Origin of the sequence: Roseateles flavus, assembly GCF_039872765.1 — a bacterium.
Classification (GTDB): domain Bacteria; phylum Pseudomonadota; class Gammaproteobacteria; order Burkholderiales; family Burkholderiaceae_C; genus Roseateles_B; species Roseateles_B flavus.
Map to the genome: position 1 here is coordinate 796660 of NZ_JBDPZC010000001.1, position 19455 is coordinate 816114.

The following is a 19455-nucleotide window of genomic DNA, read 5'->3' on the forward strand; positions in this document are numbered from 1 at the left end:
CTCCTCGATGGGGCCGGTGGGGCCGGGGCGCCCGGACGCACCTTCCAACACCGGAGCACCCGCAGCGCGCCGGATTGTGTCGCAGCTCGAGGCCTTAGCAGTTCGTCACACCGCCGCTGACATGTCCGGAGGGGACATGAGGCGCTGCGCTCTGCACATGGCCGACCTGGTCGTCGAAGAAGAAATCCGGCTCGAACTCCCGCAGGAAGGCGCCCTTGGGCAGGCCGCCCAGAAACATGGCTTCGTCGACCTCGATGGCCCAGTCCATGAGCGTGCGAATGGCGCGCTCGTGGGCCGGCGCGCTGCGGGCCGTCACCAGGGCGGTGCGGATGCGCATGTCGGTCTGTGGATGCCGCTGCAGTTCATGCAGGGCCCGCAGCACGGGCTTGAAGGGGCCGTCGGGCAGCGGGCGCATCACGTGCTGCTGCTCGTGGGCCTGGAAGGCGTCGAGCCCCTGGCGCTGGTAGATCAGCTCGGCTTCGTCGGAGAAGAGCACGGCGTCGCCGTCGAAGGCGATGCGCAGCTCCTGGGGGTGATCCGCCGAGGCGCGCGCCGACTGCGGGAAGACCCGGGCCGCGGCCACACCGGCCGCCAGGGCCTGGCGCACGTCGTCCTCGTTGGCCGAGAGAAAGAGCTGGGCGTTCAGCGGTCGCAGATAGCGCCAGGGCGACTGCCCGCGGGTGAAGACGCCGCGCAGGATGGGCAGGCCCAGCTGGCGGGCCGAGCGGAACACGCGCATGCCGGAGATCGGGTCGTTGCGCGAGAGCACCACCACCTCCACGCGCTGCTGCTGCGGCGTGTTGAAGCCCAGCAGCTTGCGCACCAGCGAGTAGGCCACGCCGGGGGTTGCCGGCAGGTCCAGGCGCTGCTGCTGCAGGGCCATGTAGGCGCGGTCGTCCCCGGCCTCGAAGACTTCGTTCTCCTCCTCGAAATCAAAGAGCGCACGGGAGGAGATGGCGATGACGAGCTTGTCGTCCAGGGAGGCAGGCATGGCGGCGATGATAGCCAGCCATGCCTGCCCCGGGCACCCCTCAGTGCATGAAGCCGATCGGCTGGCGCTTCGCGGTGCTGGTCGGCAGGTCCTCGCAGATCACGGTGGCGCGACCGGCGAGCTTGGCATTGCCGAAGGCCGTCATCCAGGCGCGGCGCATCTCGCGCGGGGCGACCTCGGCCATGCGGTCCAGCACGGGATCGCTGGGCGTCTCGTCAAAGCGCTTGCCCCAGTCGTGCTGGCCGCGGATGCCTTCGTAGAGGCGGCGCGCGATGCGCCGTGCGGCCTCGACGTCGGGGGCCTGGACTTCATACACATTGACGCGGTTGAGGATGGGCTCGGGGATGCTGCGCGCTTCGTTGGCCGTGGCCACCCAGATCACCTGGCTGGCGTCCACGGCCACCTCGGCGAACTCGTCGACGAAGCTGCCCGCGGTGTCGTGCTCCAGCAGGCTGTAGAGCGAGCCCAGCGGGTCGTAGGTGGCCTCGCCGCCGGCCTTGTCGATCTCGTCGATCACCATCACCGGATTGGCGTAGTCGCCATCGACCAGGGCCTCGAAGACCTTGCCGGGCCGAGCGCCCTTCCATTGGCTCGACGCGCCGGACAGCACCCAGCCTGCCGTGAGCGAGCTCATGGAGACGAAGCCCATGCCCGTGTTCAGCAGCTGCGCCAGCTGGCGCGCGAAATGCGTCTTGCCGACGCCGGGCGGCCCCAGCAGCAGCAGGGGCGTGATCTCCAGCGCGTCGCCGCTGTCGGCGCACAGGGCGATCTGGCGGCGGATGTCGTCCAGCACCTCGTGGAAGTTGGGCAGCTCGTCGTAGAGCCGGTCCAGGCTCAGCAGGCCGGAGGGCTTGACCTGGAAGCGGTCCGGTCCCTTTTCCAGCATGCGCTGGTAGGTGCTGCGCAGGGGCTCGTGCTCCTGCGGCGCAAGCTTGGCGAGCTTGCGCTCGACGTCCTGGACCTCGAACACCCGCCGCATCTGTGCGATGGGGATGCGCGGCGGCATGCAGGCGATGGCGTGGCTGCTCATGATGAACTCCATGCGGGCTGGCTGAGTTCATTCAAGCAAAAAGCACCCGCCGCCGTGCACTGGAGAAAGCCCGGATTTGCCGGGCTGTGTTCAATACCTCACGGCCGCGCCGCGCCCGCGTTCGCCAGGCGTGGTGTCAGTGCACCATGGCGTTCATCTGGATGATGGGCTGCAGCACCGCCAGCACGATCAGCATCACCACGCCGCCCATGGCCACGATCAGCAGCGGCTCCAGCAGGGTGGCCATGGCCATGGCCCGGCGCTGGACCTCGGCGCTGAGCTGGGTGGCGGCGCGCTGCAGCATCTCGGGCAGCTGCCCGGTCTGCTCGCCCAGCCGGGCGAACATGGCCAGGAGGCCGGGGAAGCGCTTCTTGCCGGCCAGGGCCGGGCCCAGGGGCGCGCCTTCGCGCACGAGCACGAGGGCGTCCATGGCGTCCTCGCGCATGGCGGCATTGGAGAGCGTCTCGGCGGCGGCCTGCAGGGCCTTCAGGATGGGCACGCCGCTGCCGGCCAGCATGGCCAGGGTGCCTGCGAAGCGCGCGGCGTTGTAGCCCCGGGCCAGGCGGCCCAGCAGAGGCAGACGCAGGAGATGAGCATCGAAGCGGACCCGGAAGGCCGGCCGCTGCAGGGCCTGGCGCAGGGCCAGCAGGCTCCCCGTCAGCAGCAGGGCCACGAGCCAGCCCCAGTGCCGCACCAGATCGGAGAGCGCGAGCACGAACACGGTCAGCGGCGGCAGGGCCTGCTTGCCGCTGACGAAGACGGCCGCGACCTTGGGCACCACATTGGTCAGCAGGAAGGTCACGATCAGCACGGCGATCACGCAGACCACCAGCGGATAGGCCATCGCCCCCACGACCTTGGCGCGCAGCGCCTGGCGGTCCTCGAGGTCATCGGCCAGCTTCTCCAGCACGCGGCCCAGCGCGCCGCTCTGCTCGCCGGCGGCCACCACAGCGCGGTAGACGGGATCGAACTCGCGCGGCGCGGTGGCCAGGGCGCGGGCGAAGGCGGCACCGGCATTGACCTCGGCGCGCAGCTGGGCCACCAGCTCGCGCTGGCGCTCGTCCTCGCATTCCTCGGTCAGGGAGGTCAGGGCCCGCTCGATGGGCAGGCCCGCTGCCACCAGGCCGGCCAGCTGGCGCGTCCAGACCGTCAGCGTGGTCTGGTTGAAGACGCGACGTGCGAACAAAGAGGGCTTGGCCTCGGCGCTCTGCTGAGCCACGGCCTCCACGGCCACGGGCACCAGCTTCTGCGCGCGCAGGGCGGCGCGCGCGGCGCGCGGGTTGTCGGCCTCGATCAGGCCCTTGCTGCTGCGGCCGTCCTCGCTGAGGGCTTCGTACTTGTAGGCAGGCATGCGGCCTCACTCACTCGCGCGTGACGCGCAGCACTTCCTCTTGCGAGGTGATGCCAAGCGCCACCAGGCGCTCGCCGTCCTCGCGCATGGTGCGCAGGCCGGCGGCCTGGGCAGCCGCGAGCAGCTCGCTCTCGGCGGCACGGTTGTGGATCAGGTGCTGGACCTGGTCGGTGGCCGTCATCAGCTCGTAGACCCCCGTGCGGCCCTTGTAGCCGCTGTGGCCGCACTCGGCGCAGCCGACGGCGCGATAGCGGATCACCCCGTTCTCATCCGCGGGCTCCGGCCGTTTGCAATGCGGGCACAGCTTGCGCACCAGGCGCTGCGCCAGCACGCCCAGCAGCGAGGAGCTCAGCAGGAAGGGCTCCACGCCCATGTCGATCAGGCGGGTGACGGCGCTGGGCGCATCGTTGGTGTGCAGGGTGGCCAGCACCAGGTGGCCCGTGAGCGAGGCCTGGATGGCGATCTGCGCGGTCTCGAAGTCGCGGATTTCACCGATCATGATCACGTCCGGATCCTGGCGCAGGATGGCACGCAGGGCCTTGGCGAAGGTGAGGTCGATCTTGGCATTGACCTGGGTCTGCCCCACGCCGGCCAGCTCGTACTCGACCGGATCCTCGACCGTCAGCACGTTGGTGGTGCTGGTGTCCAGGGTCTGCAGGCCCGCGTAGAGCGTGGTGGTCTTGCCCGAGCCCGTGGGCCCCGTGACCAGCACGATGCCATGCGGCTGCTGCAGCTGGCGCTTGAATTCGGTCAGCAGCGCGCCGTCCATGCCCAGGCCTTCGAGGCTGAACTTGGACTCCGACTTGTCCAGCAGCCGCAACACCGCGCGTTCGCCATGGGCCGAGGGCAGGGTCGAGACCCGCACGTCCACCGCACGGCCGCCGATGCGCAGCGAGATGCGGCCGTCCTGCGGCAGACGCTTCTCGGCGATGTCCAGCTCGGCCATGATCTTCAGGCGCGAGATCAGCGCGGCATGCAGGGCGCGGTTGGGCTGCACCACCTCGCGCAGCGTGCCGTCCACCCGGAATCGCACGGAGCTGGCGCGCTCGTAGGGCTCGATGTGGATGTCGCTGGCGCCATCCTTCGCGGCCTGGGTCAGCAAGGCGTTGAGCATGCGGATGATGGGGGCGTCGTTGGCCGCCTCCAGCAGGTCTTCCACGGCGGGCAGGTCCTGCATCATGCGCGAGAGGTCCACCGCGCTTTCGACCTCGCCGACCACCGTGGCTGCGCTGCTCTCGGCGCCGGCATAGGCATTGCTGATGCGCTCGGCCAGCAGGGCCTGGGGCTGGGACTCCATGCGGTCCACCTGGTAGAGGCGCTGCACCTCGGACAGGGTCGCGAAGCTCACCTCGGGCGCGGCCCAGAGGGTCAGCTGCTGGCCGTCGTCTTCCAGCAGCACCGTGTGGCTGCGGGCGAAGGCATAGGGCAGGGGATGACGGCTGGCCATGGGGTCAGTTCTTGCTGGGGCCCAGGGGCAGGCCGGGCTTCTTCTCGTCGGCACCGGGCAGCAACGGCGCGCCGGTGTTGGGCAGGGCGAACTTGGACTCCGGCTGGCCCGCCTGCTGCAGCGCGCGGATGAACTCGTAGCGGTCCAGGGTGATCTCGTCGGCCGACTTCTGGTCACGCATGATCACCGGGCGCAGGAAGACCATGAGGTTGGTCTTCACGCGGCTGCGGCCGGTGTTCTTGAACAGGTTGCCGATGATGGGAATGCTGCCCAGGCCGGGCACGCGGCCCTCGCTGTCGGCGAACTCGTCCTTCAGCAGGCCGCCCAGCACGATGATCTCGCCGTTGTCCACGGAGACGGTGGTCTCGATGGAGCTTTTCTCGGTGGCCGGGCCGCTGGTGTCGGCCTTGGTGGTCGGGTCGATGGAGGAGTTCTCCTGGTAGACCGTCATGCGCACCGTGCCGCCCTCGCCGATCTGGCTGCGGATGCGCAGGGTGATGCCCACGTCCTTGCGGTCAAAGGTCTGGAAGGGATTGACCGTGCCGGAGCTGCTGCCGGTGTTGGTGAAGGAGCCGGTCACGAAGGGCACGTTGCGGCCCACGACGATCTTGGCTTCCTCGTTGTCCAGCGCGACCAGATTGGGCGTGGACAGCACATTGGCGCCGGCCTCGGTCTCGAGGAAGTTGGCGATGGCGCCGAGGGTGTACTTGTCGCCGATCTTCTTCAGCAGGCCGAAGTTGAGGCCGGCCGGCGCATCCTTGACGGCAGAGGCCAGGCTGGCCGAGCCGCCATAGAGCGCGGCCGAACCCTGGATGATGTTGCCGGCGCCGGTGCCGAAGTTGGTGCCCAGGCCGGGGAGGGTGTTGTCCCCCTTGGTGCCGAAGAGGTTCTGCCACTGCACGCCGAAGGCCCCGGTCTTGGAGGCGTCGACCTTGACGATCAGGGTCTCGACATAGACCTGCGCGCGGCGGCCGTCGAGCTGGTCGATGACGTTGCGGATCTGGCGGTACAGCGGATCCGGCGCGGTGATGATCAGCGCATTGGTGGACGGGTCCGCCTGCACGAAGCCGCCGGTGGAGGGGCTGGGCGAGGACGAGACGGGCTGCGTCGCCGCTGCGGAAAGACCCGAGCTGCTGGTGGTGCTGTTGCTGCCCTGCCCGCTGCTGGTCATCGGGGCGTTGGGATTGCTGCCGGTGCCGAAATTGCCCAGTCCCGAGCCGCCCGGCGTGCTGCTGCCGCCGCCGGCGGAGCCACTGCCGCCGGCACCAAAGGCTGCGCGCAGCACGGTGGCCAGCTTGGTGGCATCGGCGTTCTTCAGGTAGACGACACGGATGTTGCCGGTGCTGTCGCTGCCCGGCACGTCCAGCTTGGCGATGATGCTGCGCACGAAAGCGAGCTTGGCCGCATTGGGGGCGCGCACGATCAGCGAGTTGCTGCGCGGATCGGCCACCACGCTGGCGCTGCCGCCGCTGGACAGGGCGGGCTGGTTCGGCGCCGCTGCCGCGCCGCCGCCATCGGACAGGCGGGCCACGAGGGCGGCCATGTCGGAGGCCACGCTGTGCTTCAGCGGGATGATCTCCAGGTCTGTCGAGGCCGGGGTGTCCATGGCCGCGATGATCTTGGCGATGCGCTGGAGGTTGTCGGCGTAGTCCGTCACCACCAGCGTGTTGTTGCCGGGATTGGCCTGCACCGTGTTGTTGGGGCTGATCAGCGGGCGCAGCACGGGCACCAGGTTGTTGGCCTGCTCGTAGTTGAGGCGGTAGACCTGGGTCAGGATCTGGTCGCCGCGCGGTGCACCGTTGTCCAGGATGACGGCGCTGCTCTGCAGCTTGGCATCGGCCTCGGGCAGCACCTTCAGCAGGCCGCCGCTTTCCACCACCGTGAAGCCCAGGCCGCGCAGGCCGGCCAGGTAGTTGAGATAGGCCTCGTGCACAGACAGCGGCTGCTCGCTGTAGAGCGTGATCGTGCCCTTGACGCGTGGGTCGATGACGAACTGCTTGTCCATCATCACGCCGATGGCGCGGGTCACGGCCTCGATGTCCGCATTGACGAAGTTGAGAGTGACCGGGGTCTGGGCCTTGACCGCGGCGCCAGGCTTCTTGGCCTTGTGGGCGCCCGCGGTGGGCTGCGAGGGGGCCTGGGCCAGGGAGGGCGTGGACTGCGAGGCGAGGGCGGCCAGGGCCAGGGTCAGGACGCTGAGGCGGGGACGCGTGTTCATGCTCATCCGATCGTGATGACGGAGCGCGCGCCTTGGCGCCGCCCGATGATGTTCAGGAGATTGTTGAGGGCCGTCTCGCGGCCGGTGGCGGCCGAAGCCTCGCCCTGGAACTGCAGGCGCTGGCCTTCGCCGACACGACCCTGGCCCTGCAGCTGCAGGGCACCGTCCAGGGTCTGCAGCTCGATGCGGGTCAGCCCGGGCTTCTGGGCATCGCCCACCAGGCTCAGCTTGTAGCTGCCCAGCGGGGCGAGCGTGGAGACCCGCGAGCCGATGTTGACGAGTTCGAAGTCCAGCTGGCCCTGCTGCTGCCATTGGCCGCCCTGGTACTGCAGGCTGAGCTGGCGCGCGCTCAGGCGCAGCGAGCCGGAGAGCTGCAGGGTGTTCCAGGGCGTGCCCAGGCCGCCCAGCCAGGCCGCCGGCACGCGCGCCAGCCACTGGTCCTGGGCCGGCAGATCCAGGCGCAGGCGGCCCCAGCCGGGCTGGACGCGCAGCGAGAGGGTGTCGTTGATGCAGCAGTCCTGGCGCAGGCGCAGCACCGGTTGCCAGCCGTCCAGGCCCACGGACCAGGACAGGCGCCCCGGCAGGCTGGCTGCGTCACGGCTGCCGGGGCCGCCCTGCAGGACCAGCACGCCGGAACCGTTCCAGACGCTGCCGCTGGCATCGGCCAGCAGGAGGTGCTCGCCGCTGGATTGCGCCAGGCCCTGGGCCAGCCATCGGGCCGGTGCGCACAGGACCAGGCCGACGAGGCCGCCCACGAGCGCACCGCCCAGGGCCCAGCGCCGCGGCAGCCGCGGCTCGGCACTGGCGAGCTTGCGCGTGGAGCGACGGGTCATGGAGCGGCTCCGCCGTCCAGGGCCAGCACGATCACGCCGTTGTAGCCGGTGGGGCTGCGCTGCATCTGGGCTTCGATGGTGCGGGCGCGGGCCGCGCTGCGGGCCTCGGCCAGCCAGTTCTGCAGCTGCTCGGGACTGATGTTGCGCAGCTGCAGGGTGGCGCGATCGCCGCTGACCTGCAGCTGGGCGCTGCCGCCCAGGCGTTCGGTGGACGCCTTCAGCGCCTGCTCGGCCTGCGCGGGCGGCACGGGCGGCAAATCCTTCAGGGTCTTGCTTTCCTGGGCCAGGCGGCGCATCTGCTGCAGCTGCTCCTCGGCTTGGGCCAGGCGCGGCGGGGTCTCGCGCAGGCCGCGCAGGGCGGGCTGCAGGGCGAGCAGCCACAGCAGCAGGGCCGCCAGGGCGATGCCGCCCAGCTGGAGCATCGTGCGCTCGCGAGGCTGCAGGGCCTGCCAGTGCTGCTGCAGAGCCTGGAGCTGGGGCGGGAGGGGGCGTCGGGTCGGGGCGTCCATGGGTCTCTTCCGTGCCAGGGGCTCAGGAGCCCGCAGCGGTGCCGCGCTGGCGGCTGATCTGCAGCTGGCCGTTCTGGTTGTCCAGGGTCCAGCCCTCGCTGGCCAGCTGGCGCTTGAAGGCCTCGATCTGGGCCGGGCTCCAGCTCGTGGCGGGGAAGGCCAGGCGGCCGTCCTCGAATTTCAGGGCCTCGGCGGGCGGCATGTCAGCGGGCCAGGCGGTGGCGGCTGCGCTCAGCAGGGCCTCGAAGTCACGCTCGCCGATCAGGCCGGCGCGGGCACGCAGGGCATCGGCGGCCTGGCGCATCTGCAGGGGGGCGTCATGCACCACGCGGGTCGCCGGGAACGCGCCCATCAGCAGGCTGCTCATCTCGGCCTGCACCCCCCGCAGCCGGCTCTTCAGCTGCCAGGCCTGCACATTCATGGCCAGCAGCTGCACCAGCACCAGGCCCGCCAGGCCCAGCCGGGCCGGCCGCCAGGCGGGGCTCATCAGCTGCCGGCCCCACTGGCGCAGGGCCTGCAGGCCGCGCGTGCGGGGCAGGAGGTCGAACTGACGCAGGTTCCAGGGGCTCTGCAGGGCCTGCAGGGCGCGAGCGCTGGCGGCCAGCACGCTCACAGGGTGACCCTGCCAGCGCTCGGCAGCCTGCACGGCGTCGGGCGAGGCCGTCCAGGCCAGCTCGCCCACACCGGGGCTCAGCAGCTGGCGGGTCAGCGGGCCGTCCAGGGGCAGCAGGGTGACGCCGCGGGCATCGCTGAGGATCAGGCTCAGCACGTGATCCTGGGCCTCGGCATCGCCCAGACGGTCCAGCACATGGGCGCGCGCTGCTTCGCCGGGCCAGCTCAGTGGCAGCACGCGCTCCACCAGCCGACCTGCCTGTTCCAGGGCGTTGAGATGCTGCTGCAGCCAGCTCTTGTGGCAGGCGCAGACCCAGGAGCGTTCGTCGGCATCTGCCTGGGTGGCGACGGCGAAGTGAAGCTCGTCCGCTTCTTCAAGCAGCTGCTCTTCCAGCATGCCGGCGAGGGCCGCCTGCAGCTTGCCACGTGCCGCCTTGGGCAGCTTCAGCTGGTGCCAGCTCAGCTCGCCGTCGGGGACCACGGCGACGCAGGCCGACGCAGCAGGCAGCGCGTCAGGCAGGGCGCGGCCCTGGGCCGTGAGCCCCAGGCCGTCCGTGCTCAGCAGGTATTCGAATTCCATAGGCTCGGCGCCCTGCCCGGCTCGCGGGGGCGCGTCGCTGTGCGCGGCGCGGCCCAGGCGGGCGCGCGGCGGCAGAAGGATCAGCAGGGTCGAACTCATGGTCTCTCTTGAAAGGCGGCCATTCTAGGAGTGCGGCAGCCCGGGGACTTTGGGGGCGGGCGCGGCCCGCACGCGTGCGGCCGTGTCGCTCCTGGTCCTCCGGCACGGCGCTCGCACGCGCATTCTGGCGAAGCTAGGGCGCTTGCAACATCAGGTTTACACGCTCCCTTGCAACAACACGCATCTCCAGGCCGTTGCGCCAGACCAGGGAACGCTCTTGCAGCACCCGCTCGTCCAGCCGCAGCGTGCCGGTGATGAAGAAATAGGCCGAGGCGACGCCCGCGCGGCTTTCGTCCGGCGGCACGCCCTGGGGCAGGTAGCGCTGGATGTCGTTCTGAGACTTCAAGGGCTGGTTGATGCGGTCGCGCACGATGCGCTCGGCGCTGCCCAGGTCCATGCCCTCGAACAGCGCGGCGATGACCTCCCGCGGCGCGGTATTGAGGTTCACCGGGGTCTTCTGCGGCAGCAGGGTCACGAAGGGCTTGAGGCGCTTGACCACGTCGGGCGCCAGGCCCAGCCAGCTGAGCTCGTCCACGGTGTTGGGCATCAGCGGTGCCTGGCTCTTGTCCTCGATGAGACCGGCGGCGGCGCGCAATTGCTTGACCAGCAGCTGGGCGGTGCCGGAGGGCACGCCGGCGCTGTCGCACAGGCGCTGCAGGGTGCGCAGTTCGGCGGCGGGGACCTGCTCGCCCAGGGTCAGATTGCGCAGGTTGTAGAGGGCCTGGGCATCGCTCAGCTGACCGGACAGGAAGGCCTCGGGGCCGTCGACGGCCTCCTCGCCGGGCGGCTTCTTGCCGTCCTGGTCGGCGGCCAGGAAGGTGGACAGGCGGGCCTCGGCCAGGGGCACCGCCCAGACCTCGCCCAGGTGGTCGACGGCCTCGCGCTGATTGGCCCGGGCGTCCTCGCGCAGGATCAGGCGGGCCCAGTCCAGGGCGCCCTGGAGGATCCAGGCGGACTGGGCGCGGGCCCGGTCCGCGGTCTCGATCTGCACGGCGCGGTACTGGCGCCAGATCATGGCGGCCGCAAGGCTGGTCACCAGGGTCACCAGCAGCAGCGCCGTCAGCAGGGCGGCGCCGCGCTGCCGTGGCAGGGCAGGGGTCAGGGCGGGCCTCATGACTGCGGTCCCAGCATGACCTGGCGCAGCAGCGGGCCGCCATAGCCCTGGCCGTCCTGGAACTGCAGCTGCATGCGCACGCCGGTGGGCAGCTTCTTGCGGGCGGGGGCGCCGGGGTTCTTGTCGGTGCCGGCGTCCGAGCCCTGGCCGCCCGTGCCCGATCCTGCGCCGCCGGTCTGGCCGGCGCCGCTGCCGGTGCCAGCGCTGGTCCCTGTGCCCGTGCCGGTACCTGTGCCCGTGCCCGTGCCCGTGCCCTTGCCGGCCCCTGTGGCGGGCGGCGGCGGGCTGTCCTTCTCGACGTCGTCGGCGGACTGCGCATTGCTCCAGCTGTTGCCCCGGAAGAAGTACATCTGCCAGCCCTGCACCCCATCGAGGGCCTTGAGCCGTCGCTCATCCAGTACCAGGGCCTGCTGGCTCTGGGCCCAGGCCGTCCGCAACTCACTGCGGGTGCGGGCGATGCGTGATTCCCAGCGGTAGAGGCTGCCCTCGCGCACACCCCAGGCCACCAGTTGCAGGCCCTCGGGGCGATGGCGGGTGATGCGCAGGGTGGCGCCGTCGAAGCTCAGGGCATCGATGCCGCTGTCGCGGCCTTCCTCGAGCTGCAGAAGGTCCTGCTCCCACTGGGACAGCACCGTCTGCAGGCGGGCCGTTGACTCGAGGTTGGCCTGCGCGATCTCGCGGGTGCGCAGCATGGCCTCGATGCCGCGCCAGCCCATCAGCGCCATCACGGACAGCACGACGAGGGCGACCATCACCTCGATCAAGGTGAAGCCGTTGCGGATGCGGCGGTGTGCGTGCATCAGTTGCGCCCCATGATGGTGGTGATGCTCAGCAGACCCTGGCCCTGCTCGTCGCGCATCTGGGTGTCGACGCGGCGGAAGTTGGGGTTGGGCGTGGCCCGCACCAGCATGTGCCCGGTGAAGTTCTGGCCCAGCTGCTGGCATTGGAAGTCGGTCTCGCCGATGTCGGGGAACTGGCCCGAGAGTCGCAGCTCGGTCAGCTGGTTTTCAGCGCACCACTGGGCGGAGGTCATCTGGGCCAGCCGCGCCGCATGGTTGCTCAGTGCGCCCGCAGCCTTGAGGCCGGCCGCCAGCGTGACGGCCACGATGGCCAGCGCGACCAGCGCCTCGATCAGCGTGAAGCCGCGCAAGAGGCGGCGTGCAGAAGCCCGTTGATTCATCAGGGCTCCTGGGTCGCGGGCTGCACCGCGAAGGCCGACAGGCCGTCACTGCTGATGCGCACGCTGTAGTTGCCATGGCGCAGGCGCAGCGCCTGCGCCGGGATGAGGGGCTCGGGCCCGAGCAGCAGGCTCTGCGCGCCCTCGATCTCGGCATGCATGTCCTCGCCCAGCCACTGCCGCGGCAGCTGGATGCGCTCCGGCAGGCCCTCGAAGCGGAAACCGCTGCCGCTGGCGTCCTCCACCGGGCGCCAGCGTACGGGGAGACCGGCCACGCGCGCCTCGGCCCGCGCCGATTCCAGCAGGGCCGCCAGGCGCTCGGCCTCGCGTTCCACCTGGGTCTGGCTGCTGTCGCGCAGGGCGAGGGTGACGGAGACGGAGGCGATGGCGACGATGAGCATCACCACCAGGATCTCGATCATGGTGAAGCCGCGCTGGCGGCTGGTGCGCATGGGAAGGGCCTGCGGCGGGCTTACTGCCAGGAGCCGACGTCGGCGTCGTCGCCCTCGCCGCCAGGCTTCTTGTCAGCGCCGTAGCTGAAGACGTCGATCTCGCCCTTCACGCCGGGATAGGCGTACTGGTAGTCGCCACCCCAGGGATCCTTGGGCAGCTTCTCGAGGTAGCTCTTCCAGTTGCTGGGCACGGGACCGCTGCTGGGCTTCTGCACCAGGGCCTGCAGGCCTTGTTCGGCCGTGGGGTAGCGACCGTTGTCGAGCTTGTACAGCTTCAGGGCCTGCATGATGGCGCTGATGTCCCCGCGCGCGGCCGTGGTCTTGGCCTCGCCCACGCGGTTCAGCACCGTGGGGCCGATCATGGCGGCGAGCACACCGATGATGACCAGCACCACCATGATTTCGATCAGGGTAAAGCCGCGCACTTGGCCGGCACGGTAGGAACGGACGCGAAGGGATTGCATGACGACAGGAGCCACAAAGAATTGGACGAAGCCACCGGGCATGGTTTACCCGAGGGCCATGGCGGCACTACAGCGCTGAATCATAATCGCCGCATGATTGCTCGATTGAGTGCCTTTCTTGTCTGGGCCCTGCTGGGTCTGGCCATCGTCTATTGGGGTATGGCTCTGGGGCTGCGCTCGCCCGCCGCGCCGGCCCAGACCGTGGCGGTTGCCGACACCGCGGCTCCGCGTTCGGACCTCAGCCGCCTGCTCGGCGCCACGCCGGCGCAGGCCGAGGCAGCGCCCTCGCCCGACGAGAGCCGCTTCAAGCTGATGGGCCTGGTGGCGCCCAAGCGTGTCGATGGCCATGAGCAGGAGGGCGTGGCCCTGATCTCCGTGGACGGCGGCCCGCCGCGCACCGTGCGCGTGGGCGCGCTGGTCGATGGCGAACGCCAGCTGCTGTCCATCCAGGGCAATTCGGTGAGCATCGGTCGTCCAGGCCAGCCCGCCTTCACCCTGACGCTGGCGCCCCTGCTGCCGGCCCAGGGCGTGCCCATGAACACGCAGCCGCCGGCGACCTATGCCCTGTCGGCACCGATGGCACCGGCCGCGGCCCCCCTCGCGCCGCCCATGGGGGTCCAGCAGGATCCCGGCGTGGTGCCTGGCGTCATGCCGCCCGCGGCCCTGCCGCCGACGCGCCCCCACGCCGCCATGCCGCCGCAGCCCAACCAGGTCCCGCCGCCGCAGCCGGGGCCCAACAGCCTGCCGCTGCGCTGAACAGGAACAGGAACAGGAACAGAAGAAGGCCGCCTCGGGCGGCCTTTCTCATTGCGTAGGCGCAGGTCAGGGTCCGGTGTCGCTCGGCAGGCCCAGCAGGCCGGGCCTGCTGCTGAGGCGCCCCGGGCCCGAGACCCGGACCGATGGGGGTGCGGGGGGCGGCATCAGCGTGTCGGCGGAGTCGTGCAGGTCGGTCAGCAGGGCCGCGGCCGAACGCAGCATGGGCCAGGCGAGCAGGGCGCCGCAGCCATCGGCGCTGTCCAGGCCCAGCTCCAGCAGCGCTGCCGCGTGGAACTGTGCCAGCGCCTGATCGATGCCATGGTGCGTGTGGCTGCGGCAAAAGACCGCGTAGTCGGTGACGGGCGCGGCGATCATGGAGGCGGCCTTGAGCGCCGCGCAGGCCGGCAGGCCGTCGACGATGATCAGATGCCTCTTGCTGGCCGCCACCAGCATGGCGCCCACCATCACGGCGGTCTCGAAGCCGCCGAAGGCCGCCAGCACGTCCATGGGGTCGACGACCTCGCGGTGCCGCGCCTGGCAGGCCAGCAGCAGGCTCAGCAGCGGATCGAGCTGGTCCTGGCGCATGTCCGGGCCGGACACGATGAAATCCTTCACTGGCAGGTCGCACAGGCGTGACATCACCAGGGCGCTGGATTCGAAGGCACCCTGGCCCAGACCGGCGCAGATCAGCACATTGCCGCTGAATTTATCGGCGATTTCCATGCCCACGCGCACGGCGGCATGGGCATGCTCCAGACTCATGGCCGGGCCCAGCCGGCAGTTGCGCGTGCCGTGGGCGATCTTGCGTGACTGCAGGCGGGGATTGGGCTGCATCTCGTCGGCGATGCCGCAGTCCACCACCGACAGCTGCAGGCCCTGCGTGCGTGCCAGCACGCTGCTGGGCAGGCGGTTGTGCAGGAGCAGGTCGGCGTGCGCCTTGGTGGTCCGGCCCCACATGAGCGGCAGGCCATCGACGGCCAGGCCATGGTCGGCCACGAAGAGGGCCAGGGTCGGGTCGCGGAAGCGGGGCGTCAGGCTGTCCTGGATCAGCCCCAGGCGGATGGCCAGCGGCTCCAGTTCGCCCAAGCCGCCGGCCAAGGCAGCACGGCGCTGCAGGCGCTCGCTCAGCGCGCGGCGCAGCTCGGGGTTGGCTGTCGGGGAGATCAGGGACTGGTGGATGGACATGGACGCTGACGGGCCGGCGACTGGCGCCGCTGGCCCGGATTGTGCGTCATGCCGACCGCCTTGCCTCCGCGAACTTCCCCGCTGTGGCGCTCAGCGCAGGAACAGCCGGTAGACCGGGTTGTCCGTTTCTTCCACGAAGGGGTAGTTCAGCGAGTCCAGGAAGCGCTTGAAGGCGGCGTTGTCCCGGCGCGGCACCTGGATGCCGACCAGGATGCGGCCATAGTCCGCGCCCTGGTTGCGGTAGTGGAAGAGGCTGATGTTCCAGTCCGGATGCATGCTGGAGAGGAACTTCATCAGCGCGCCCGGCCGTTCCGGGAAGATGAAGCGGAACAGGCGCTCGTTCTCGGCCAGCTCACTGCGGCCGCCGACCATGTGGCGAACGTGCTGCTTGGCCAGCTCGTCATCCGTCAGGTCCACGGTCTCGTAGCCCTGGCGGCTCAGCTGGCGGATCACCTTCTGGGCTTCCTCGCGCCTTTGCGTGGAGACACCCACGAAGACATGCGCCTGCTGGCTGTCAGAGATGCGGTAGTTGAACTCGGTGACGTTGCGCGGCCCCAGCAGCTCGCAGAAACGCTTGAAGCTCCCGCGTTCCTCAGGGATGGTGACCGCGAAGACGGCTTCGCGCTGCTCGCCCACCTCGGCCCGCTCGGCGACGAAGCGCAGGCGGTCGAAATTCATGTTGGCGCCGCAGGTGATGGCCACGAAAGTCTGGCCCTTGACGCCCTGCGCAGCGCAGTACTGCTTGACCGCGGCCACGCCCAGCGCGCCAGCGGGTTCCAGGATGCTGCGTGTGTCCTCGAAGACGTCCTTGATGGCGGCGCAGACGGCGTCGGTGTCAACGACCACGAAGTCGTCCACCAGCTCGCGCGTGATGCGGAAGGTCTCCTCGCCGACGAGCTTGACGGCGGTGCCGTCGGAGAACAGGCCGACATCGCTGAGCTGCACGCGCTTGCCGGCGCGCACGGAGCGCACCATGGCATCGGAGTCGCGGGTCTGCACGCCGATGACCTTGATGTCCGGCCGCACGGCCTTGATGTAGGCCGCCACGCCCGAGATCAGGCCGCCGCCGCCAATGGCCACGAAGATGGCATCGATGCGACCCTCGTGCTGGCGCAGGATCTCCATTGCGATGGTGCCCTGGCCGGCAATGACGTCCGGATCGTCGAAGGGATGGACGAAGCACAGGCCCTGCGCCTTCTCCAGCTCCAGGGCGTGAAGATAGGCATCGGAGAAGCTGTCGCCGTGCAGCACGACCTCGCCGCCCAGGGCCTGGACTGCATTGATCTTGACGGAGGGCGTGGTGGTGGGCATCACGATCACCGCGCGGCAGCCCAGCTTGCGGGCCGACAGAGCCACGCCCTGGGCATGGTTCCCAGCGGAGGCGCAGATGACGCCGCGCTTGAGCTGCTCAGGCGCCAGATGGGCCATCTTGTTGTAGGCGCCCCGCAGCTTGAAGCTGAAGACCGGTTGCTGGTCCTCGCGCTTCAGGTAGACCTTGTTGCCGACGCGGCGCGACAGGTTGCGGGCGGCGTCCAGCGGCGTCTCGATGGCGACGTCGTAGACCTTGGCGTTCAGAATTCGTTGCAGATAGCTGTTGCCGGCCGTAATCAGGGCGGGCGACTGCGGCGGGGTGGACGGGGAGCGGCGCTTGCGAACCTGGCCAGCCATCTGCGAACTCCAATGCGGGTGTTGCGGCACTGCATCATAAGCGGCGGCCTCCACGCGGCAGCGGGGGCGGCCGGCCCGAGATGTCGCCCTTGAGCAAGTGCCCTGAGACGGTGCACGAATGCTGTCCCGCCAGCCATGCGGGCAAAAAAAACCCGAAGCCTTGCAGCTTCGGGTTGAATCCACCATGGAGGCGGTGGAGGAGACAAAGGGCAGGGGCCAGAGTGGTGCAATTCAATGCACAAAACGAGTGCGCATACGTTTGCGCCTTCGTCATCCCCAATGAAATTGATTCTATGTTGCGTGATGCTGCGGTGCAATATCAAAAGCGCCCTGGTATTGGAGCAGCATCTCTAGTTGGGCGATGGGCGTGAAATCCTGCGAATTTCCGCCGTGAACCACCGCCAGCGCGGCGGCCGGCAGGCGGCGACGCGGATTTCGAATTGGGCCCACAATGCGCGCCATGGAATGCACGATCAATTGGATGGGCGTGGACGGCATGAGCTTCGTCGCCCAGACCGGCAGCGGCCACATGCTGGCCATGGATGGCGCGCCCGAGGGCGGCGGCCACAACCTGGCCCCGCGCCCCATGGAGACGGTGCTGGCCGGCACGGGGGGCTGCACCGCCTACGATGTGGTGCTCATCCTCAAGCGCGGTCGCCATGACGTACGCGGCTGTCAGGTCCAGCTCAAGGCGGAGCGTGCCGCCACGGATCCGAAGGTCTTCACCGGCATCCACATGCATTTCGTGGTGAGCGGCAAGGCGCTGGACCGCGCCGCGGTGGAACGCGCCGTGGCCCTGTCCCACGAGAAATACTGCTCGGCGAGCATCATGCTGGCCAAGACGGCTGCCATCACCACCTCGGTGGAGATCGTCGAGGCCTGACGCGCGCCGGTCAGGCGCCACGACCTCAGAGCCGGTGCGCCACCGTGGTCATCACGCGGGCGGCCAGGCGCATCAGGCCGGGCACCGGCGGTGGCAGTTTGGTCGCGCCGGCGTCCAGGGCATGCTGCGCATGCGCGGCCTCGTCCTCTTTCATGCGGTCCACGATCTCGCGGGAGCGCAGGTCCTCGGCCGGCAGGCGATCCAGATGGGAGGCCAGATGCTGCTCCACCTGGCGCTCGGTCTCGACCAGAAAGCCCAGGCTGATGCGGTCTCCCATCAGCCCGGCCAGGCTGCCCAGGGCAAAGGCGCCGCCATACCAGAGTGGATTCAGCAGGCTGGGGCGGTCCTGGAGCTCGTCCAGGCGTGTGCGCGTCCAGGCGAGGTGGTCGATCTCTTCTGCGGCGGCGGCCTCCAGCTGGCAGCGAAGCGAGTCTTCCCGCGACAGCAGGGCCTGCGACTGGTAGAGCGCCTGTGCGCAGACTTCGCCGACATGGTTCACCCGCATCAGCGCCCCGGCCAGCTGACGCTGGGCCTCGTCCAGCTCCGCAGCCGGGCTGTGTGCCGGACTGGGACGGCCCGCGGCGGGGCGCCCGAAAACAGTCAACAGGCTGTGGCCAGCGGCGGACAGCAGGCGGTCCTTGAAGTCGAGGGTGGGTGACATGGCAGGGCAGGGAGCGGGAAGCCGGAAGTGTAAATAGGCTTGGGAATGCCTGCAGTTGCCGACGTCTTGCAGGACATCTGTCGCAAATCCCCGCCGCCGTCCTTGTCTTGGTTCGTGACGGTCATATGAACATAAGCAAATGTTTGATCGTCGTTGCCACGCGACAACGGATGACAAACTGTCATGATTTCCAGGTGGCGCATCAGGGAAAACCTTTGGTTCAATCACGCCAACTTCCATGCGGCCTGCTGCTCGAAAGCCTCAGATCGTCATGGTTGCCTGACCCTTGATGACTCTTTCGGAGCTACAAATGAAAAAGACTGTCCTGGTGGGAGCCGTGCTGGCCGCCTTCGCTGGTGCCGCTGCGGCCCAATCTTCCGTGACCCTGTTCGGCGTGATCGACGCCAACGTGCGCTCGGCCAAGTCTGGCAGCGCCAGCATCAAGCAAGTCGGTACTGACGGCCTGAACGCCAGCCGTCTGGGTGTGCGTGGCACGGAAGACCTCGGCGGCGGCCTGAAGGCTGGCTTCTGGCTGGAGTCTGCCCTGAACCCCGACACCGGTAGTGCCGACGGCAGCCGCTTCTGGGGCCGCCGTGCCACCGTGAGCCTGAGCTCCGCCGACATGGGTGAGCTGCGCATCGGCCGCCACAAGGTCGCTGCCCGCCTGGCCATCGACGGCTTCACGCCCTTCGAGACCACCGGCATCGGCGAAATCACCAAGGCCTACTCGGCCCTGGGCAGCGGTGCTGACACGCTGAACCGTTCGGACAACCAGGTCGCCTACAGCCTGCCCGAGAACCTGGGTGGCATCTACGGCACCTTCGAGCTGGGCGCCGGCGAAGGCACCGATGGCAAGAAGTACACCTCGGCTCGCCTGGGCTACAAGGACAAGGAGCTGAACGTTGCTGGCGCCTATGCGCAGACCGACGCCAAGGGCAGCAAGTACAAGCTGTCCGTGCTGGGCGCTTCCTATGATTTCGGCGCTGCCGTCGTGATGGCCACCGTGGCCAATACCAAGTTCGACGCCTACAAGCAGTCGATCTTCACGATCGGTGCCAAGGTGCCCGTCACCAAGGAAGGCTCGGTGCGCGTGCATTACGCCCACTCCAACGCCAACGATGCCGTGGCCCTGGCCAAGGTCGCTGACGACCTGAACATCCTGTCCTTCGGCTATGTCCACGACATGTCCAAGCGCACGGCTCTGTACGCCACCTACTCGCAGATCGACAACAAGGGCAACTCCAAGGTGGCCATCGCTGGTGCTCCGGCTGCTGCCGCGGGCCAGAAGTCCTCTGCCTACGAAGTGGGCGTGCGCCACAGCTTCTGATCGAGCCCTCGGCGGGCCGTTGCAGCCCGCCACGCTCGACGTGCAAGCCGCCCTCCGGGGCGGCTTTTTCATTGGCGCGTTCCGCTGCAAACAGGGGG

Annotated in this window: 20 protein-coding genes; 3 read left to right on the forward strand and 17 right to left on the reverse strand. The window is 69.3% G+C overall.

Annotation, left to right across the window (positions count from 1 at the left end; translation table 11 throughout):
- Window positions 1-94: 94 nt before the first annotated feature.
- The 13 genes from ABDJ40_RS03555 to gspG all read right to left on the reverse strand — a co-directional run bounded on the left by ABDJ40_RS03555 (window position 95) and on the right by gspG (window position 12877).
- Window positions 95-991 (reverse strand): 5'-nucleotidase, encoded by an 897-nt coding sequence (locus ABDJ40_RS03555; RefSeq protein ID WP_347606151.1) that lies wholly within the window; start codon window positions 989-991, stop codon window positions 95-97.
- A gap of 40 nt (window positions 992-1031) precedes the next feature.
- On the reverse strand, window positions 1032-2021 hold the full coding sequence (locus ABDJ40_RS03560) for an AAA family ATPase (protein WP_347606154.1): 990 nt from the start codon (window positions 2019-2021) through the stop codon (window positions 1032-1034).
- Window positions 2022-2157: 136 nt separating this feature from the next.
- Window positions 2158-3372: a type II secretion system inner membrane protein GspF gene (gspF, locus tag ABDJ40_RS03565; protein ID WP_347606157.1), complete on the reverse strand. Its 1215-nt coding sequence runs from the start codon at window positions 3370-3372 to the stop codon at window positions 2158-2160.
- Window positions 3373-3382: 10 nt separating this feature from the next.
- Window positions 3383-4819, reverse strand: coding sequence for a type II secretion system ATPase GspE (gene gspE / locus ABDJ40_RS03570; RefSeq protein WP_347606160.1), 1437 nt, complete (start codon window positions 4817-4819; stop codon window positions 3383-3385).
- 4 nt (window positions 4820-4823) lie between these two features.
- Window positions 4824-7037, reverse strand: coding sequence for a type II secretion system secretin GspD (gene gspD, locus ABDJ40_RS03575; protein ID WP_347606163.1), 2214 nt, complete (start codon window positions 7035-7037; stop codon window positions 4824-4826).
- Window positions 7038-7039: 2 nt separating this feature from the next.
- Window positions 7040-7870 carry a type II secretion system protein N gene (gene gspN / locus ABDJ40_RS03580; RefSeq protein ID WP_269631796.1) on the reverse strand — a complete coding sequence of 277 codons (831 nt, stop codon included), beginning with the start codon at window positions 7868-7870 and terminating at the stop codon, window positions 7040-7042.
- The gene (locus tag ABDJ40_RS03585) at window positions 7867-8379 is read right to left on the reverse strand and encodes a type II secretion system protein M (protein WP_347606168.1); all 513 of its coding nucleotides are present in this window, start codon (window positions 8377-8379) and stop codon (window positions 7867-7869) included. The genes gspN and ABDJ40_RS03585 overlap by 4 nt, the downstream gene beginning before the upstream one ends.
- Before the next feature lie 22 nt (window positions 8380-8401).
- The gene (gene gspL, locus ABDJ40_RS03590; RefSeq protein ID WP_347606171.1) at window positions 8402-9670 is read right to left on the reverse strand and encodes a type II secretion system protein GspL; all 1269 of its coding nucleotides are present in this window, start codon (window positions 9668-9670) and stop codon (window positions 8402-8404) included.
- Between the two features lie 133 nt (window positions 9671-9803).
- Complete coding sequence (gene gspK / locus ABDJ40_RS03595) at window positions 9804-10784, reverse strand: type II secretion system minor pseudopilin GspK (protein WP_347606175.1); 981 nt, start codon at window positions 10782-10784, stop codon at window positions 9804-9806.
- The gene (locus tag ABDJ40_RS03600; RefSeq protein ID WP_347606178.1) at window positions 10781-11584 is read right to left on the reverse strand and encodes a PulJ/GspJ family protein; all 804 of its coding nucleotides are present in this window, start codon (window positions 11582-11584) and stop codon (window positions 10781-10783) included. The genes gspK and ABDJ40_RS03600 overlap by 4 nt, the downstream gene beginning before the upstream one ends.
- Window positions 11584-11964 (reverse strand): type II secretion system minor pseudopilin GspI, encoded by a 381-nt coding sequence (gene gspI, locus ABDJ40_RS03605; RefSeq protein ID WP_347606181.1) that lies wholly within the window; start codon window positions 11962-11964, stop codon window positions 11584-11586. The genes ABDJ40_RS03600 and gspI overlap by 1 nt, the downstream gene beginning before the upstream one ends.
- On the reverse strand, window positions 11964-12413 hold the full coding sequence (locus tag ABDJ40_RS03610) for a GspH/FimT family pseudopilin (RefSeq protein ID WP_347606184.1): 450 nt from the start codon (window positions 12411-12413) through the stop codon (window positions 11964-11966). The genes gspI and ABDJ40_RS03610 overlap by 1 nt, the downstream gene beginning before the upstream one ends.
- Before the next feature lie 20 nt (window positions 12414-12433).
- Entirely contained in the window at window positions 12434-12877 is a 444-nt protein-coding gene (gspG, locus tag ABDJ40_RS03615) for a type II secretion system major pseudopilin GspG (protein ID WP_269631789.1), read from the reverse strand.
- A 105-nt stretch (window positions 12878-12982) separates the two neighbouring features.
- Here gspG and ABDJ40_RS03620 point away from each other — a divergent pair, with 105 nt between their 5' ends.
- A complete protein-coding gene (locus ABDJ40_RS03620) occupies window positions 12983-13633 on the forward strand; it encodes a hypothetical protein (RefSeq protein WP_269631788.1) in 651 nt (216 codons plus the stop codon).
- Window positions 13634-13699: 66 nt separating this feature from the next.
- Here ABDJ40_RS03620 and ABDJ40_RS03625 read toward each other — a convergent pair whose 3' ends face one another.
- The 3 genes from ABDJ40_RS03625 to ABDJ40_RS03635 form a co-directional block, all read right to left on the reverse strand.
- Window positions 13700-14818: a nicotinate-nucleotide--dimethylbenzimidazole phosphoribosyltransferase gene (locus ABDJ40_RS03625; protein ID WP_347606189.1), complete on the reverse strand. Its 1119-nt coding sequence runs from the start codon at window positions 14816-14818 to the stop codon at window positions 13700-13702.
- 90 nt (window positions 14819-14908) lie between these two features.
- Window positions 14909-16486, reverse strand: a complete 1578-nt coding sequence (ilvA, locus tag ABDJ40_RS03630) for a threonine ammonia-lyase, biosynthetic (RefSeq protein ID WP_347606192.1) — start codon at window positions 16484-16486, stop codon at window positions 14909-14911.
- 291 nt (window positions 16487-16777) lie between these two features.
- Entirely contained in the window at window positions 16778-16984 is a 207-nt protein-coding gene (locus ABDJ40_RS03635; RefSeq protein WP_347607419.1) for a hypothetical protein, read from the reverse strand.
- Here ABDJ40_RS03635 and ABDJ40_RS03640 point away from each other — a divergent pair.
- Entirely contained in the window at window positions 16947-17369 is a 423-nt protein-coding gene (locus ABDJ40_RS03640) for an OsmC family protein (RefSeq protein ID WP_269631785.1), read from the forward strand. The two genes, ABDJ40_RS03635 and ABDJ40_RS03640, sit on opposite strands and share 38 nt — an antisense overlap.
- A 25-nt stretch (window positions 17370-17394) precedes the next feature.
- On the opposite strand, the gene coq7 is transcribed toward ABDJ40_RS03640, so the two are convergent.
- Window positions 17395-18030, reverse strand: a complete 636-nt coding sequence (gene coq7 / locus ABDJ40_RS03645) for a 2-polyprenyl-3-methyl-6-methoxy-1,4-benzoquinone monooxygenase (RefSeq protein ID WP_347606196.1) — start codon at window positions 18028-18030, stop codon at window positions 17395-17397.
- A gap of 310 nt (window positions 18031-18340) precedes the next feature.
- On the opposite strand from coq7, the gene ABDJ40_RS03650 reads away from it, so the two are divergent.
- Window positions 18341-19357, forward strand: a complete 1017-nt coding sequence (locus tag ABDJ40_RS03650; RefSeq protein WP_347606199.1) for a porin — start codon at window positions 18341-18343, stop codon at window positions 19355-19357.
- Window positions 19358-19455 lie beyond the last annotated feature (98 nt).